This window comes from Janthinobacterium violaceinigrum (assembly GCF_009208555.1).
Taxonomy (GTDB): Bacteria; Pseudomonadota; Gammaproteobacteria; order Burkholderiales; family Burkholderiaceae_D; genus Janthinobacterium; species Janthinobacterium violaceinigrum.
The window spans coordinates 242,213-256,878 of the sequence record NZ_WFLI01000003.1; the positions used below are offsets into that span (position 1 = coordinate 242,213).

The following is a 14,666-nucleotide window of genomic DNA, read 5'->3' on the forward strand; positions in this document are numbered from 1 at the left end:
AATCGCGCGACAGGGTAAGATGAACGATTCCGTATCTCAGATCAAGGAATGATCAACATGACACAAAACAACGAAATCGCGATCCTGGCCGGCGGCTGCTTCTGGGGCGTGCAAGACTTGCTGCGCCGCTATCCGGGCGTGATCGCCACGCGCGTGGGCTACAGCGGCGGCGACGTGGCCAACGCCACCTACCGCAACCATGGCACGCACGCGGAAGCGATTGAAATCATTATCGACCCGAACACCATCAGCTACCGCAAGATCCTGGAGTTTTTCTTCCAGATCCACGACCCCAGCACGGAAAACCGCCAGGGCAACGACCGCGGCACCAGCTACCGCTCGGCCATCTATTACACGAGCGAAGCGCAACGGCTGGTGGCCGAGGACACCATCCGCGACGTCGACGCCTCCGGCCTGTGGCCAGGCAAGGTGGTGACGGAAGTGGCGCCGGCCGGCCCATTTTGGGAAGCGGAACCGGAGCACCAGGACTATCTGCAGCGCTTGCCGCACGGCTATACCTGCCACTACATCCGGCCGGACTGGGTCTTGCCGCAGCGGCAGCAATAAGACCTGGCGGGCAGGGGAGGCGGCATGCGCTATTGGCAGGTGGAACGGCGGCAGGCGGAAGGGCAGCTGGATCTGGGACGCGCCCTCGATCTGGTGGCTGCCATCGGCCATGCGGACGTCAATGCCATGGCGGGCGCCATCCTGAAAACGGCCAGCACGGCCGCGCCCATCGCCCAGTGCACGATCTTTGCCTATGAATTCGGCAACCGGCCCCGCACGGTGGCCGTGGCCGACCGGCGCGGCGGGCGGTTCTTGCAGGATATCGCGGACAGCTACGCGCGCCATTACTATGCGCTCGACGGCAACCAGAGCATCATCGCGCCCTCTGCGCGGCCCAGGCGCGACCCCGCCATCGTGCTGCACCAGCAAGCCAGCGACGAGATCCGCCACCCCGGCTACCGCGCCGCCTGCTACCAGAGGCCGAATGTGTCGGACCGGCTGGCCCTGCTGGTGCAGCCGGCCAGCGATATCTGGCTGTCTGTCAATTTCTACCGCGACAGCAGCCAGGGCCAGTTCCAGCCCGGCGAAATTGCCGCCATCGAAACCCTGTCGCCGCTGCTCGCGTATGCGGCCAGACACCACTACAGCCTGAACGGCCAGCCCCCGCAAGGCGTCTCGCCCATGATGCTGGCCCGGTTGCGCCAGCACGGTCCGCAACTGAGCAAGCGCGAGCTCGACGTGCTGCGCGGCGTGCTCGAGGGACTGACGGCCGTGGAGATTGCCGACACCATGGGCGTCCAGCCATCGAGCGTCACCACGTATCAGAAGCGCGCCTATAAACGCCTGGGTATTTCCAGCCAGCGACAATTGTTTGCGCTATGTCTAGGGCCGCGAGCAATATAAATGCTAGCTGACCCCACCCAGGGGGCACAGCATAAAATTGCTGAAATTCAAGGCAATAATGTGAGCATATTGACACGAAAATAGCGGCTATGCTATCTGCAGAGTGTCGATGCGCCGATGCATGGCCGCCATCGGCAAGGCTGATAGCCAATGCCTGTCGCGTCCCGCGATCTCCGTTGTCCATGGCTCATAAATCATTCCAAGAAGGAGTAGATTGTGTCCACATCTGAATTGAATGCGGTAGAACACGTGTATCTGACGGCCGGCAATCTCGGCTTGCCTGGCGCACCAATCCTGAATCTGGCCCTGTTTTACAATCCCGACGACGGTACCGTCAGCGGCGAAGCGCTGATTACGCAATCGATCGCGCCACCGCACGGCCGCGTGGTGATCCGTCCCGTCAGCGGCCCCGTGCACGGCCTGGGCTTGGGCAAGGCCACGCGCGTATTCAGCCTGAGCGGCGAATATGTCGTGTCCGCGACGCCACCTGCCATTGGCAGCTACCTGGCCAAGTTTGAAGCTACCTTTGTCACCGACAACAACTGGAGCGGTCACGGCTCCTTCAGCTACGACCAACAGAAGGTCGATAACGTGCCGATCAAGAAACGCGGCTAAGCTTGCCCGCTGACGGCAGCCTGCCTGGGCGGCGGCGCTCTTTCCGGGAGCGCCGCCGTTTTTGCGTCTGCTGCCTAGTTCTTCCGGCCGGCGTTTGTCCTCAAAATGGGGACAGCCGTCGGCGTAGTCGTCTGCATACTGTGTCTCAAGCCGGAGCATCCGGCCACTCTCACCCAATAAAATCAACAAGGGGAGAGCGACACCTTATGGAGACCAGCATGACCATCGCCCAAGCGGCCAGCCCCGCCACGTCCGCCACCACGGCGCCCGTCCCCGACGCTGCCACCTTGCAACTGGAACAGCAGGTGATGCGCAAGGTTTCGCGCCATCTGCTGGGATTTTTGTTCCTGCTGTTCGTGTTTTCCTTTCTGGACCGCATCAATATCGGCTTTGCCGGCCTGACCATGATGCAAGACCTGGGCCTGTCCGGCACCCAGTTTGGTTTTGCCACCACCCTGTTCTACATCGCCTACATCGCTTGCAGCATTCCCAGCAACATCGTGCTGGCCCGTATCGGCGCCCGTAAATGGATAGGCTCCATGATGATCGCCTGGGGCCTGGCCTCGACGGCGACCCTGTTTGCCAGCGGCCCGGCCAGCCTGTATGCGCTGCGCTTTCTGGTGGGCGTGACGGAGGCGGGCTTCCTGCCCGGCATGCTGCTATACCTGACGTACTGGTTTCCCAGCGCCTACCGGGCGCGGGCCAATGCCCTGTTCATGATCGCCATGCCGGTGACGGCCGCCATCGGTTCGGCCCTGTCGGGCCTGATCCTGGGCCTGGACGGCCACTGGGGCTTGAAGGGCTGGCAATGGCTGTTCTTGCTCGAAGGCATGCCTTCCGTTCTGCTGGGCCTGGCCGTGTACGGCTACCTGGACGATTCGCCCGCCAAGGCCAGCTGGCTGGGCAAGCTGGAACGGCAAGTGCTGGCGCGCATGCTGGCGGCCGAGCAAAAAACCGTGGCGCCCCGGCAAAATACCTCGGTGCTGGCGGAAATGTGCTCGCCCACCGTATTGAAATTCGGCGTCGCCTACTTTTGCCTGGTGAATACCCTGGCGATGGTGGCCGTGTGGACGCCATTGATCGTGAAAAGTTTCAGCGGCGACGCCAGCAATACGAAAATCGGTTTATTGGCCGCCATCCCCCAAGTGTGCACCGTCATCGGCATGATTGCCTGGGGCCGCCGCTCGGACCGCTTGCAGGAACGCCGCTGGCACATCGTCTGGCCCATGCTGCTGTCGGCGCTTGGCTGGCTGCTCACCGCGTATGCGGGCAATCCCGTCGTGCAACTGCTGGGCGTGTGCATGGCCTCGACGGGCGCCTACACGGCCATGTCCGTCTTCTGGACGACGCCGGACCGGGCCCTGAGCCTGGGCGCGCGCGCCATCGGCATCGCCGTCATCAATGCCACGGGCAATATCGGCTCGGCCCTGAATCCCGTCGTCGTGGGCTGGCTGAAGGATTTCACGCACAGCTTTGCCACGGGTTTGCTGTACGCCAGCGTGCTGCTGGTGGCCGGTGCGGCCATCGTGCTGACCCTGCCCATCGCGCGCAGTGCCGGCAAAGAACAATCTTGAAGAGGACACCATCATGAGCGACACGTTTCACCCTTACCCCCATGTGCCGAAGGTGTATCCGCCAGGCAAACCGGCCGGCGCAGGCACGCAGCACGTGCCCGTCCTGATCGTGGGCGGCGGCCCCGTGGGCCTGGCCACGGCCCTGGGCCTGGCCCGCCACGGCGTGCGCAGCGTGCTGATCGAGGCGGACGACGGCGTCTGCACGGGCAGCCGCGCCATCTGCATCTCGCGGCGCAGCCTGGAAATCATCGAACGCCTGGGCGCGCTCGACGGTTTCCTGTCCAAGGGCTTGCCGTGGGCGGGCGGGCGCAGCTTTTACCGCGAGGAAGAAGTGCTGCACTTCACGATGCCGCAGGACGCGAACCAGAAGCTGCCGCCCATGGTCAACCTGGCGCAATACCATATCGAGCAATTCCTGCTCGACGCGGCCGAACGCCAGCCCGGACTGATCGATATCCGCTGGCAGACGCGGGTCACCGGCGTGCAGCAGCGCGCCGACGGCGCCACCGTCACCGTGGCGACGCCGCACGAGACCTACAATATCGACACGGACTGGCTGGTGGCGGCCGATGGGGGGCGCAGCGTGGTGCGCGAGGCGCTGGGTCTGAAACTGCAGGGCACCAGCTATGAAGGCCGCTATGTGATCGTCGACATCCACCTGAAAAGCAGCCGTCCCACGGAGCGCCTCGCGTATTTCGACCCGCCGTCGAATCCCGGCTCGACCGTGCTGGTGCACAAGCAGCCCGACGATATCTGGCGCATCGATTACCAGTTGCGCGACGACGAGGATGCGCAGGCGGCCGTGCTGCTGGAAAACGTGGCGCCCCGCGTGGACAGCCTGCTGGCCATGATGGGGGAAACGGCGCCGTGGCATCCCGTGTGGATCACCATCTATAAAGCCAACGCCCTGACCCTGGACAGATACCGGCACGGTTGCGTGCTGTTCGCGGGCGATGCGGCCCACCTGGTGCCCATCTTCGGCGTGCGCGGAGCGAACTCGGGCATCGACGATGCGGACAACCTGGCCTGGAAACTCGCCTACGTGGTCAAGGGCCAGGCGCCCCATGCCTTGCTGGACAGTTATTCGGACGAGCGCGTGTACGCCGCCCGTGAAAACCTGCGCCACGGCACGAAAAGCACGGAATTCATGGCGCCGCCCACGTTCGCCTTCGATCTCATGCGCACGGCCGTGCTGGGCCTGGCAAGCAAGCATGCGCACGTGCGCTCGCTGATCAACCCGCGCCAGACGAGCGCCATCGCGTATGCGCAGTCGGCCCTGAATGCGCCGGACCTTGACACGTTTGCCGCCGGCCCCGCGCCGGGCACGGTCTTGCCCGAATGTCCGCTGGCGCTGCTGCACGACGGCGCGCAAAAAGCGGGGTATATTACCGGTCTGGTGACACGCGCGGATGGCCATTTCACGGGACTGTACTTCAGCGAGGATGGGTCTGTACCATCCGCACTGGCGGCGCTGGGCGACACCTTGCCGCTGGCGACCGTGGCGATTTGCCGCAGCGGGGCGCAAGAGTGCGCCTGGGACCACACGGCGCAGGTATTCTCGCTGTTTGACGCGCAGCCCGGCACGTTTTACCTCGTGCGTCCGGACGGCCACATGCTGGGACGCTGGCGGCAGGTGCGGGCAGGGCAGGTGGCGGCGGCACTGGCGGCGGCCGGCATCGTCGAATACAAGTAACAAGGAGACAATATGACCGACATCGAACTGGATAATCTGTACACGGAGCTGTGCCACACCATGGGCGGCCTGGGCGAGCAGCGCTCGCCCTTGTTCCTGGCCCGTTTCGCCTTGCTGGCCATGGGGGCCATCGGCAAGGCCGACGTGGTGCACGGTTTGCTGCGCGACGCGGCCGACGGGCTGGCGGAGCCGGCATGATAGGCGCCGGCTACCAAAGCGGCTTCGGCAACGAATTTGCCACGGAAGCCGTGCCCGGCGCCTTGCCGCACGGGCAAAATTCGCCGCAGCAGGTGCCCCTGGGCCTGTACGCGGAGCAATTGTCGGGCACGGCCTTTACGGCGCCGCGCGCGCAGAACCGGCGCTCGTGGCTGTACCGCATCCGTCCCGCCAGCCAGCACCCGCCATTCACCGTGCTGCACAATACGCGCATCGTCAGCGATTTCCACGCCATGCCGCCTACGCCGCCGAACCAGCTGCGCTGGGACCCGCTGCCGCTGCCCGACGGCACCGCGCCGGTGGACTTCATCGACGGCTGGCAGACGATGGCCGGCAATGGCAGTGCCGAAGCGATGAGCGGCTGCGCCATCCACGTGTATGCGGCCAACCGTTCCATGCAGCGCTTCTTTTACTCGGCCGATGGCGAATTGCTGGTCGTGCCGCAGGAAGGCCGGCTGGCGATTGCCACGGAACTGGGCCTGATCGAACTGGAACCGCAGGAAATCGCCGTGATTCCCCGCGGCGTGCGCTTCCGCGTGACCCTGCCGGACGGGCAGGCGCGCGGCTATGTGTGCGAAAACTTCGGCACGGCCTTCCGCCTGCCCGACATGGGACCCATCGGCTCGAACGGCCTGGCGAACGCCCGCGATTTCCTCACGCCGCACGCGGCCTATGAAGACATCGATGGCGAGTGCGAACTGGTGGCCAAGTTCGGCGGCCATCTGTGGCGCACGACCCTGGACCATTCGCCGCTGGACGTGGTGGCCTGGCATGGCAATTATGCACCGTATAAATACGATCTGCGCCGCTTCAACACCATCGGCTCGATCAGCTACGACCACCCGGACCCGTCGATCTTCCTCGTGCTGCAGGCGCCCAGCGAAAATCCGCTGCTGGGCGCCATCGACTTCGCCATCTTCCCGCCCCGCTGGCTGGCCGCCGAACACACGTTCCGGCCGCCCTGGTTCCATCGCAACGTGGCCAGCGAATTCATGGGACTGATCCACGGCGTGTACGACGCCAAGGCGGCCGGCTTCGTGCCGGGCGGCGCCAGCCTGCATAACTGCATGTCCGGCCACGGCCCCGATGCGCAGACGTTCGAAAAAGCCTCGCACAGCGACACGTCCGCGCCCGTGAAAGTGGGCGACACCATGGCCTTCATGTTCGAGACGCGCACCATCCTCAAGCCCACGCCGTTCGCCTTGAACAGCGAATTGCTGCAACAGGATTACTACACGTGCTGGCAGGGCTTGCGCAAGCATTTCGACCCGGACCAGGGATGATCGTCAGGCGGCCCGCGCCTGCGCCGCCGTGTGCGGGTTGGCGGGCCGCGCCAGGCCCAGGTGGCCGCGCAGGGTGCTGGCCGCGTATTCCGTGCGGAACAGGCCGCGCCGCTGCAGTTCCGGCACCACGAGCCGGGTGAAATCCTCGAAGCCTTGCGGCAGCAGGGGCGGTACGACATTGAAGCCATCCGCGCCCCGTTCCACGAACCATTGCTCCATCAGGTCGGCCACCGTCCTGACGGAGCCGATGGCCTGCAGGTGGCCGCGCGCGACCCTGAAGCGCAGCACCAGCTGGCGCAAGCTCAGGTTTTCGCGGCGCGCCAGCTCCAGCTGCTGCTGGAAACGCCCCTTGCCGTTGTCGCCCGCCTGGTAGGGCAGGTCGGGCAGGGGACCATCGAGCGGATAGCCGGACAGATCGAAACCGCCGAATTCCAGGTTGCCGAAGTCGACCAGCGCCTGCAGTTCGCCGAACCGGTCCTGCGCCTGCTGGTCGCTTTCCGCCACCACCACGGACAGCCCCGGCGTGACCTTCAACTGGTCTTGCGCGCGGCCGTATTTCGCCATGCGGCCTTTCACGTCCCCGTAATACGCCTGCGCGACGGGCAGCGAAGTGGCCGAGCAGTAAACCATCTCGGCCTGGCGCGCGGCAAATTCGCGGCCCGTCTCGGAATTGCCCGCCTGGACCAGCACGGGGTGGCCTTGCACGGGACGGGGCAAGTCCAGCAAGCCTTGCGAGGCAAAGTACTGGCCCTGGAAGTCCAGCGGGTGGCCAGCTTCGGGCCGGTAGAACTGGCCGGCGGCGTGGTCGGGCCGGTCGAACGCCTCGTCATCCCAGCTATCCCACAGCATCTTGGACAAGGCGACGAATTCATCGGCGCGCGCATAGCGGTCCGCGTGGCTACGCGCTGCATCGATGCCGAAATTGCGCGCCGTGTGGTCGCCAAACGAGGAGACGACGTTCCAGCCCGCGCGCCCGCCGCTCAGGTGGTCGAGCGAACTGAATTTGCGCGCCACGTGATACGGGTGCTCGTAATTGGTGTTGACGGTCGCGATCAGGCCGATATGGCTGGTGACGGCGGCAATCGCCGACAGCAGGGTGTAAGGTTCGAAGGGCAGGCCGATGGCGGCGCGGCCCGTGTCGGGCGTGACGTCGCCGGAGCGGCCGATGAAGTCGGCGATGAAAAAGCTGTCGAACTTGGCCGCCTCGGCCAGCCTGGCGGCGTGCAGCCACCAGGCCAGGTCGGGCCGCCCGCTGGCGCTGGCGGAAGGATGGCGCCAGGCGGCCGGATGGTGGCCGTGGCGTTGCAAAAAAACGTTCAGGACGAGCTGGCGTGCTGGCATGGGAGGAACTCCGTGGTGGATTGGCGACATCGCGCGTTTCAAATAACTATGCAAGGTTCGGGCCAGCACTGGACGCGCGTGCGCATATGCAAATTCCGGATAAGCTAGCGCGGCACCATTCGTTCACGCCTGAAGATGGCGCGCGGTATAGTCGGCCCATGGAACTCTTAGCCCACAACTTCAGCAGCGATTTCGCGCGCAGCGCCCACCTGGCCCGCGGCGCGGGCGATGACGGCGACAGCGAGGCGCTGGTCGCCTTCCGCGATCCGCAGCAAATGAGCTTGCTGGTGCGCGCCACGGCTTTTGTCTTTGCCGACCCCCGTTCGCGCCAGCTGCACGAACTGATCGAGCGCATCGCCCCCAGCGAGGCGACGGTGCTGATCACGGGCGAAACGGGGACGGGAAAGGAACTGATCGCGCGCCACGTGCACGGTTTGAGCGGGCGCGCCGAGCAGACCTTCGTGGCGATCAACTGCGGCGCGTTTTCCGAAACCCTGGTCGAGAGTGAACTGTTTGGCTATGAAAAGGGCGCGTTTACGGGCGCGCAGCAGGGCAAGCCCGGCTGGTTCGAGACGGCCAGCGGCGGCACCCTGTTCCTCGATGAAATCGGCGACCTGCCGCTGGCGATGCAGGTCAAGCTGCTGCGCGTGCTGCAGGAGCGCGAAGTGGTGCGCCTGGGCGCGCGGCGCGCCATCCCCATCGACGTGCGCCTGATCGCGGCCACCAACGTGGACCTGGCCGAAGCCGTGCGGGCCGGGCGCTTCCGCGAAGACCTGTATTACCGCCTGCAGGTGATCGGCCTGCCGCTGCGCCCCCTGCGCGAGCGCCCGGGCGACATCATGCCGCTGACGCGCCACTTCATGGCCATCTATGCGCAGCGCCTGCACCTGGGCGAAGTGGAGCTGGACCAGGATGCGCAGCAGGCCTTGCTCGCCTACCCGTGGCCGGGCAATATCCGCGAACTGGAAAACGTCATCCACCGCGCGCTGCTCGTGTGCCGCAGCGGCGCGGTGCGCGCCGAGGACCTGAGCCTGTCGGGCTGGCACAGGCCGATGGCTGCCGTCCCCGCAGCGGCCCCCGGGCCCGCGCCCGACGCGTGGGCGGGCGGCGCCGATATCGCCTACGCGGCCCACGGCGCAGGGGGCCAGGACGACTTGCTGGCGGCCGAACGCTTCGCCCGCGCCTGGCAAGCCTTGCTCGACTCGGGCGAGGCCGTGGAATTCGAGGCCATGCAGCAGGAACTGGTGCGCGCCGCGTGGGAGCGCAATGAGCGCAACCAGGTGCGCACGGCCAAACACCTGAACCTGAGCCGCAACATCCTGCGCACCTTCCTGAAAAAGGCGGGCGCCATCGACTAGGCGCCTGAGCGCTTCCCGGAGCCGGACCCGCAGCGATGCGGCTCCGGCTTTTTTCATGGCTGCTGCGCGCGCAGCACATTGCTGCCATGGGGGCAGCTGATTGCTGCCAAATCAACAGCGGCGGGCAGCGGCGGGCATCCTGGGCATGGCATGTTTTCTGCGAGGAGGGTGGGGCAGGCTGCTGCGCGATGCGCGTACGGCCTTTTCTTCGACCCACGACAGGAGTCCATGCATGACCATTGAATTCATCTGGCAATTGCCCACCGGCGGCGATGGCCGCCATGCGGCGCCCGGCATCACGCGCCGCGGCGAACGGGCCGCCGGCGCGCCCAGTCCCCTGCAGGCGGGCGTGAGTGACCCGCGCGGTGCGCGTCCGCCGTTCAACTATTTCGATTACCTGCACCAGATCGCCCGCGCGGCAGATCTCTCGGGCTTCGACGGCATCCAGATACGCCACGATACGCAGGGCGATGAAAGCTGGATCGTCGCCGGCTACCTGGCCCGCAGCACGCGCCATCTGAAACTGATCGCCGAATTCGACGCGGCCTGGGGTTCGGCCGTGTATGCGGCAAAGAACGCCGTCAGCTTCCAGCGCTTCACGGGCGGACGCTTCGCCTGGCAGATCGGCCATGGCGGCGATGCGGCAGAACGCCGGCGCCAGGGCGATGCGGCGCCGGACGCCGACATCTTGCCGCGCATCGATGAATTCATCACGGTGGCGCGCGGCGTGCAGAGCACCTCGCCGTTCAGCTTCAAGGGCAAGTTCTTCGAAGTGCAGGACGGCGGCTTCAAGGGGCCGCTGGCAAACCATCCTGTCAACGGCATCTACCTGACGGGCGAGTCGCCCGAGGCGCTGGCCCTGTCGGCGCGCCAGGCCGACGTGCACGTGTTCGATGCGGCGCCCGTGGCGGACCTGCAGCCTGCCATCGACAGTCTGCATACGCAGGCGCACCAGCTGGGCCGCGGCGTGGTAGCGGGCTTGCGCATCGACGTGCTGGCGCGGGAAACGTTCGACGAAGCCTTGCGCGATGCGCGCCGCTACCGCAGCGGTGCGGGGCTGCCCGACGATGCGGCGTTCGATGGCAGTGCCGCAGCCTTCTGGCCCGGCTTCGCGCAGGCGCAAACGGGCGCCCGCGGCGCCCTGGTCGGCAGCTACGCGCAAGTGGCCGCGGCGCTGCAGGCGTATGCGCAGGCGGGCGTAGCCAGCTTCGTGCTGGCGGCCATCCCCCATTTCGAGGAAGCCTACCGCATCGGCGAACACGTGCTGCCGGCCGTGCGCGCCGCGTTGAATGCCCCGGCCCTGCAAGCGGCCTGAATCCCCCTATTTCGAAGGAGTACCCTGATGGCTATCGACTTTTTCTGGCGCATCCCCACGCATGGCGAACCGAGTTCGCACCGCGCCCGCACGCCGTTTCGCGGCGACTGGTTTCCCGGCAATGACAACCTGCGCCAGGCCGGCCTCGGTGGCGGCGGCGCCGACGGCTTTACTTACATCGACTACCTGGCGGAAATCGCCCGCGCGGCTGAAATATCGGGTTTCCAGGGCGGCTTGATTCCCTCGTTTCCCATGACGGACGAGCCGTGGGCCATTTCCGCGCTGCTGGCGCGCGAAACGCGCACCTTCCGCTTCATGATCCCGTTCCAGCCCGGCTTTTTGAATCCCGTGGTGGCCGCGCGCATGACGGCCAGCCTGCAGCGGGCCACGGGCGGGCGTGCCCTGTACAACGTGATCACGGGTGGCGGCGGTCCGGCGCAGCTGTGGTGGGGCGATTCGGCTGGCCACGACGACCGCTACACGCGCACGACAGAGTTCCTCGACGTGGTGCGCGGCGTGTGGCGCGGCGGACCGTTTTCCTACCAGGGCAAGTTCTACCAGGTGGAGGATGCGGGCCTGGCCACGCCCCTGTCGGAGCAGGACTTCCCCGAGATCTATTTTTCCGGTTCGTCCGACGCGGCCCTCGGCTCCGCCTCGAAGCATGCCGATTACTACCTGACGTGGCTGGAGCCGTTCGAGCAGCTGCGCGAGAAATTCGCCCGCGTGCATGAAAAGACGGCGCTGCTGGGCCGCAAGATCAAGTGCGCCGTGCGCGTCGACATCGTGGCCCGCGCCACGGAAGAAGAGGCGTGGGACGAGGTGCGCAAGGGTTTCGAGGCCGTCGATGCGGCCACCCTGCGCCAGTTCCTGGGCGCCGATGGCGGCGATTCCGTGGGCGCGGCGCGCCAGCGGGGCAATCGCCCGACCACCCTGAACAGCTACAAGGACCTGATCACGGCGCCGAATATCTGGTCCGGCTTCAACCTGCTGCGGGGCGGGCAGACGCAGGGCATCGTGGGCAGCTACCAGCAGGTGGCCGAACGCCTCGACGAGCTGGTGCAGCTGGGCGCCGACGCCTTCATCCTGGCCAGCACGCCGCACCTGGAAGAGGCGTACCGGGTGGGCGAGGAAGTGCTGCCCCTCGTGCGCGGACATACGGCGGCGCTCTTGCGCGCCGCCTGACCCCCACACCTGTTGCCGCGACAGCAGCGCCACCGCCTGCTGTCGCGCAGGCAGCACGCGGCGGCGCCGCTGCTGCCAAATCAACAGCGCTATCGTGATGATAGTCTTCCTTTGAAATCAAGCACTTGAGTCGTATTTTGCTGCGCTGCGGCAGCGGGCATGCGCCTTGCAATGACAGTCATCACCATCTCGCGTTTTGACTTTCATCAAGGATAATCACCCATGCGCCGTCCGACTGCCCCCGCCGCCGTTTCCGTACTCTCTTCCCCATTTCCGTTTCACTTGACGCCGCTGCGCCGCGCGCTGCGCTCGGCCTTTGCCATCGGCGGCTTGTGCCTGGCGCCCGGCATGGCGTGGGCCGATGCGCCGGCCGACACGGCGCCCGCCGATGTCGTCGCAATTGCCGACGCCAGCGGCGCCGGCGAAGGCGCCTCGCTGCAATCGGTGACGGTGACGGCGCAAAAGCGCGAGGAATCGGCGCAAAAAGTACCGAGCGCGATCACCGTCCTGGGCGGCAAGGAGCTGCTCGACACGGGCATCGGCCGCTCGGCCAGCGAAATCCTCAACTATGTGCCCAATGCGTCGGCCGGCACGCAGCAGCATGGCCGTCCGCGCTGGTGGATACGGGGCGTGGGCGCGGGCCAGCAGCAGATCGATTTTCCCAATCCCGTGGGCTTTTACCTCGACGACGTCTACATCAGCAATTCCAGCGCCACGGGCTTTCCCCTGTTCGACCTGGACCGGGTGGAAGTGCTGCGTGGCCCGCAGGGCACCTTGTGGGGCAAGAACACGACGGGCGGCGCCATCAACGTGATTTCGCGCAAACCGTCGTTCAAGTCCAGCGGCTACGCCAAGTTTGACTACAGCAGCTACGACACCAAGCTGGCCGAAGGGGCCATCGGCGGCGCGCTGGTCGACGAGGTGCTGGCGGGGCGCTTGTCCTTCCACACGGAGCAGCAAGGCGAGGGCCGCTTCCACAACCAATTTACGGGCGAGCGCGATGGAAAACTCAAGGACAGCGCCATCCGCGGCCAGCTCAAGGCCCTGATCGGGCGCGACCTGACGGCCAATCTGAACCTGCATTACCGCGACTACACGACCAAGGGCGCGACTACCACCGTGGCCAGCTACGGCGCTAATGGCGTGTACCGCAACGGCTACGTCCCCAGCACCAATCCCGACGACGTGAGCACGAATGCGCCGGCCGACAGCGACGTGAAACAGGGCGGCGCCCAGCTGAACCTCGAATATGCGCTGGGCGAGCTGACCCTCACTTCCATCACGGGCTATGAAAACTTCCGCAACGAGGCCACGGGCGACAGCGACAACACGCCGCTGGAAGTGGGCCGCAGCCGTTCGAAGGCCAGCAGCCGGCAGGTGTCGCAGGAGCTGCGATTGACGTCGCCGCAAAACGGCACGGTGAGCTGGGTGGCGGGCCTGTTCTACTTCAATGAAAAGATCGACTCCGATTCGGCCGGCGCGCGCCTGCCCAACGGCACTGTGCCGGCGCTGGCGGGCAGCACGCAGCCCGTCGGCTATAACCGCACCGTCTACCAGCACAAGGCGCGCAGCGCGGCCATCTTCGGCAGCACGACCGTCAACTTCAGCGAGCAGCTGCTGTCCACGTTTGGCTTGCGCTGGACCACGGAAACCAAGGACCTCGACTTGCAGCGCGTGCAGGCCGCATCGAACACGGTGACGTTCGGCGATGCGTCGAACTGGTGGAACACGGTCAAGGGCGGCAATTACACGGCCGTCGCGGTCGCCAACAACAATTTCACGTCGAATCCGTCGACCACGTGGAATGCGCTCACGTATGACGTGACGCCCGAATACCGCTTCAGCCGCACCCTGCGCGGTTATCTGAAGTACGCGCACGGCATCAAGTCGGGCGGCTACAACACGAGCGCCACGGATGTGCGCGCGCTCAATACGGTGAAGCCGGAAACCCTGAACTCGTTCGAGGCGGGCATCAAGTCCGAATGGCTGGACGGGCGCCTCAATTTCAACGCCAACGTCTTCCATTACGATTACAAGAACGTGCAGGTCAATATCACGGGCGTGTACAACGGCGACCCCACGCAAAGCGTGAACTACCTGCAGAACGTGCGCAAGGCCCACGTGAACGGCGCGGAATTCGAAATCGAGGCGCAGCCGACGGACAACCTGCACATCAACGCCAACGTGGGCCTGCTGCGCACGGAATTCGACGACTTCGCCATCCAGAACAATGGCGGCGACCGCTCCGGCAATGAATTCGTGCGCTCGCCCCACGTGACGGCCCTGCTGGCGGCCGACTACCGCTACCCGTTGGGCAATGGCGCGCAGCTGGTGTTGAGCGGCGACGTGCGCTACACGTCGAAGCAGTACTACTATGTGGACCCGCAAAGCGCGGCGCGCGACCTGCTGAACCAGGGCGGCTTCGCGCTGGCCAATGCGCGCCTGTCGTATGTGCTCCCGGGCGGCAAGCAGCGCATCACGGCGTATGCCAACAACCTGGCCGACAAGGTCTACCGCAACCACACCTTGACCAGCTTCGTGCCGGGCGCCGTCAACGGCGACACGGTGATCATCGGCCAGGGCCGCACGGTGGGCGCTTCGTACACGGTGCAGTTCTGATCGCGCGGGGCAGGGACAGGGGCGATATGCTATAGTCGCCGGGCTTGGCTGCCGCACCCG

General features: G+C 65.8%; 12 protein-coding genes. 11 read left to right on the top strand and 1 reads right to left on the bottom strand.

Translation table 11 applies throughout. From position 1 onward, the window contains the following. The first annotated feature begins 57 nt into the window (after window positions 1–57). The 7 genes from msrA (at window position 58) to hmgA (ending at window position 6,791) form a co-directional block, all read left to right on the top strand. The gene (msrA, locus tag GCN75_RS04155) at window positions 58–567 is read left to right on the top strand and encodes a peptide-methionine (S)-S-oxide reductase MsrA (RefSeq protein ID WP_152281477.1); all 510 of its coding nucleotides are present in this window, start codon (window positions 58–60) and stop codon (window positions 565–567) included. 24 nt (window positions 568–591) lie between these two features. Beyond that, window positions 592–1,410: a helix-turn-helix transcriptional regulator gene (locus tag GCN75_RS04160; protein WP_152281478.1), complete on the top strand. Its 819-nt coding sequence runs from the start codon at window positions 592–594 to the stop codon at window positions 1,408–1,410. 216 nt (window positions 1,411–1,626) lie between these two features. Further along, window positions 1,627–2,025 (top strand): DUF1842 domain-containing protein, encoded by a 399-nt coding sequence (locus GCN75_RS04165; RefSeq protein ID WP_152281479.1) that lies wholly within the window; start codon window positions 1,627–1,629, stop codon window positions 2,023–2,025. Between the two features lie 218 nt (window positions 2,026–2,243). Further along, window positions 2,244–3,599 carry an MFS transporter gene (locus GCN75_RS04170; RefSeq protein WP_226941081.1) on the top strand — a complete coding sequence of 452 codons (1,356 nt, stop codon included), beginning with the start codon at window positions 2,244–2,246 and terminating at the stop codon, window positions 3,597–3,599. A 13-nt stretch (window positions 3,600–3,612) separates the two neighbouring features. Further along, window positions 3,613–5,292: an FAD-dependent oxidoreductase gene (locus tag GCN75_RS04175; protein WP_152281480.1), complete on the top strand. Its 1,680-nt coding sequence runs from the start codon at window positions 3,613–3,615 to the stop codon at window positions 5,290–5,292. Between the two features lie 12 nt (window positions 5,293–5,304). Next, window positions 5,305–5,490 carry a hypothetical protein gene (locus GCN75_RS04180; RefSeq protein ID WP_152281481.1) on the top strand — a complete coding sequence of 62 codons (186 nt, stop codon included), beginning with the start codon at window positions 5,305–5,307 and terminating at the stop codon, window positions 5,488–5,490. Continuing rightward, window positions 5,487–6,791 carry a homogentisate 1,2-dioxygenase gene (gene hmgA, locus GCN75_RS04185; RefSeq protein ID WP_152281482.1) on the top strand — a complete coding sequence of 435 codons (1,305 nt, stop codon included), beginning with the start codon at window positions 5,487–5,489 and terminating at the stop codon, window positions 6,789–6,791. Before GCN75_RS04180 ends, hmgA begins: the two co-directional genes overlap by 4 nt. 3 nt (window positions 6,792–6,794) lie before the next feature. On the opposite strand, the gene GCN75_RS04190 is transcribed toward hmgA, so the two are convergent. Next, complete coding sequence (locus GCN75_RS04190; protein ID WP_152281483.1) at window positions 6,795–8,132, bottom strand: LLM class flavin-dependent oxidoreductase; 1,338 nt, start codon at window positions 8,130–8,132, stop codon at window positions 6,795–6,797. A 158-nt stretch (window positions 8,133–8,290) separates the two neighbouring features. Between GCN75_RS04190 and GCN75_RS04195 the strand changes: the two genes are divergently transcribed. From GCN75_RS04195 to GCN75_RS04210, 4 genes are all read left to right on the top strand, one after another. Beyond that, window positions 8,291–9,490, top strand: coding sequence for a sigma-54 interaction domain-containing protein (locus tag GCN75_RS04195; protein ID WP_152281484.1), 1,200 nt, complete (start codon window positions 8,291–8,293; stop codon window positions 9,488–9,490). 232 nt (window positions 9,491–9,722) lie between these two features. Then, window positions 9,723–10,805 carry an LLM class flavin-dependent oxidoreductase gene (locus GCN75_RS04200; RefSeq protein WP_152281485.1) on the top strand — a complete coding sequence of 361 codons (1,083 nt, stop codon included), beginning with the start codon at window positions 9,723–9,725 and terminating at the stop codon, window positions 10,803–10,805. Between the two features lie 27 nt (window positions 10,806–10,832). Then, window positions 10,833–11,987: an LLM class flavin-dependent oxidoreductase gene (locus GCN75_RS04205; RefSeq protein WP_152281486.1), complete on the top strand. Its 1,155-nt coding sequence runs from the start codon at window positions 10,833–10,835 to the stop codon at window positions 11,985–11,987. Window positions 11,988–12,209: 222 nt separating this feature from the next. Next, a complete protein-coding gene (locus tag GCN75_RS04210) occupies window positions 12,210–14,606 on the top strand; it encodes a TonB-dependent receptor (RefSeq protein WP_152281487.1) in 2,397 nt (798 codons plus the stop codon). Window positions 14,607–14,666 lie beyond the last annotated feature (60 nt).

What these genes read in the sequence shown, in the direction of transcription:
- msrA (WP_152281477.1), top strand. Translation starts at nt 58, where the DNA reads ATGACACAAAACAACGAAATCGCGATCCTGGCCGGCGGCTGCTTCTGG.
- GCN75_RS04160 (WP_152281478.1), top strand. Translation starts at nt 592, where the DNA reads ATGCGCTATTGGCAGGTGGAACGGCGGCAGGCGGAAGGGCAGCTGGAT.
- GCN75_RS04170 (WP_226941081.1), top strand. Translation starts at nt 2,244, where the DNA reads ATGACCATCGCCCAAGCGGCCAGCCCCGCCACGTCCGCCACCACGGCG.
- GCN75_RS04175 (WP_152281480.1), top strand. Translation starts at nt 3,613, where the DNA reads ATGAGCGACACGTTTCACCCTTACCCCCATGTGCCGAAGGTGTATCCG.
- GCN75_RS04180 (WP_152281481.1), top strand. Translation starts at nt 5,305, where the DNA reads ATGACCGACATCGAACTGGATAATCTGTACACGGAGCTGTGCCACACC.
- hmgA (WP_152281482.1), top strand. Translation starts at nt 5,487, where the DNA reads ATGATAGGCGCCGGCTACCAAAGCGGCTTCGGCAACGAATTTGCCACG.
- GCN75_RS04190 (WP_152281483.1), bottom strand. Translation starts at nt 8,132, where the DNA reads ATGCCAGCACGCCAGCTCGTCCTGAACGTTTTTTTGCAACGCCACGGC.
- GCN75_RS04195 (WP_152281484.1), top strand. Translation starts at nt 8,291, where the DNA reads ATGGAACTCTTAGCCCACAACTTCAGCAGCGATTTCGCGCGCAGCGCC.
- GCN75_RS04200 (WP_152281485.1), top strand. Translation starts at nt 9,723, where the DNA reads ATGACCATTGAATTCATCTGGCAATTGCCCACCGGCGGCGATGGCCGC.
- GCN75_RS04205 (WP_152281486.1), top strand. Translation starts at nt 10,833, where the DNA reads ATGGCTATCGACTTTTTCTGGCGCATCCCCACGCATGGCGAACCGAGT.
- GCN75_RS04210 (WP_152281487.1), top strand. Translation starts at nt 12,210, where the DNA reads ATGCGCCGTCCGACTGCCCCCGCCGCCGTTTCCGTACTCTCTTCCCCA.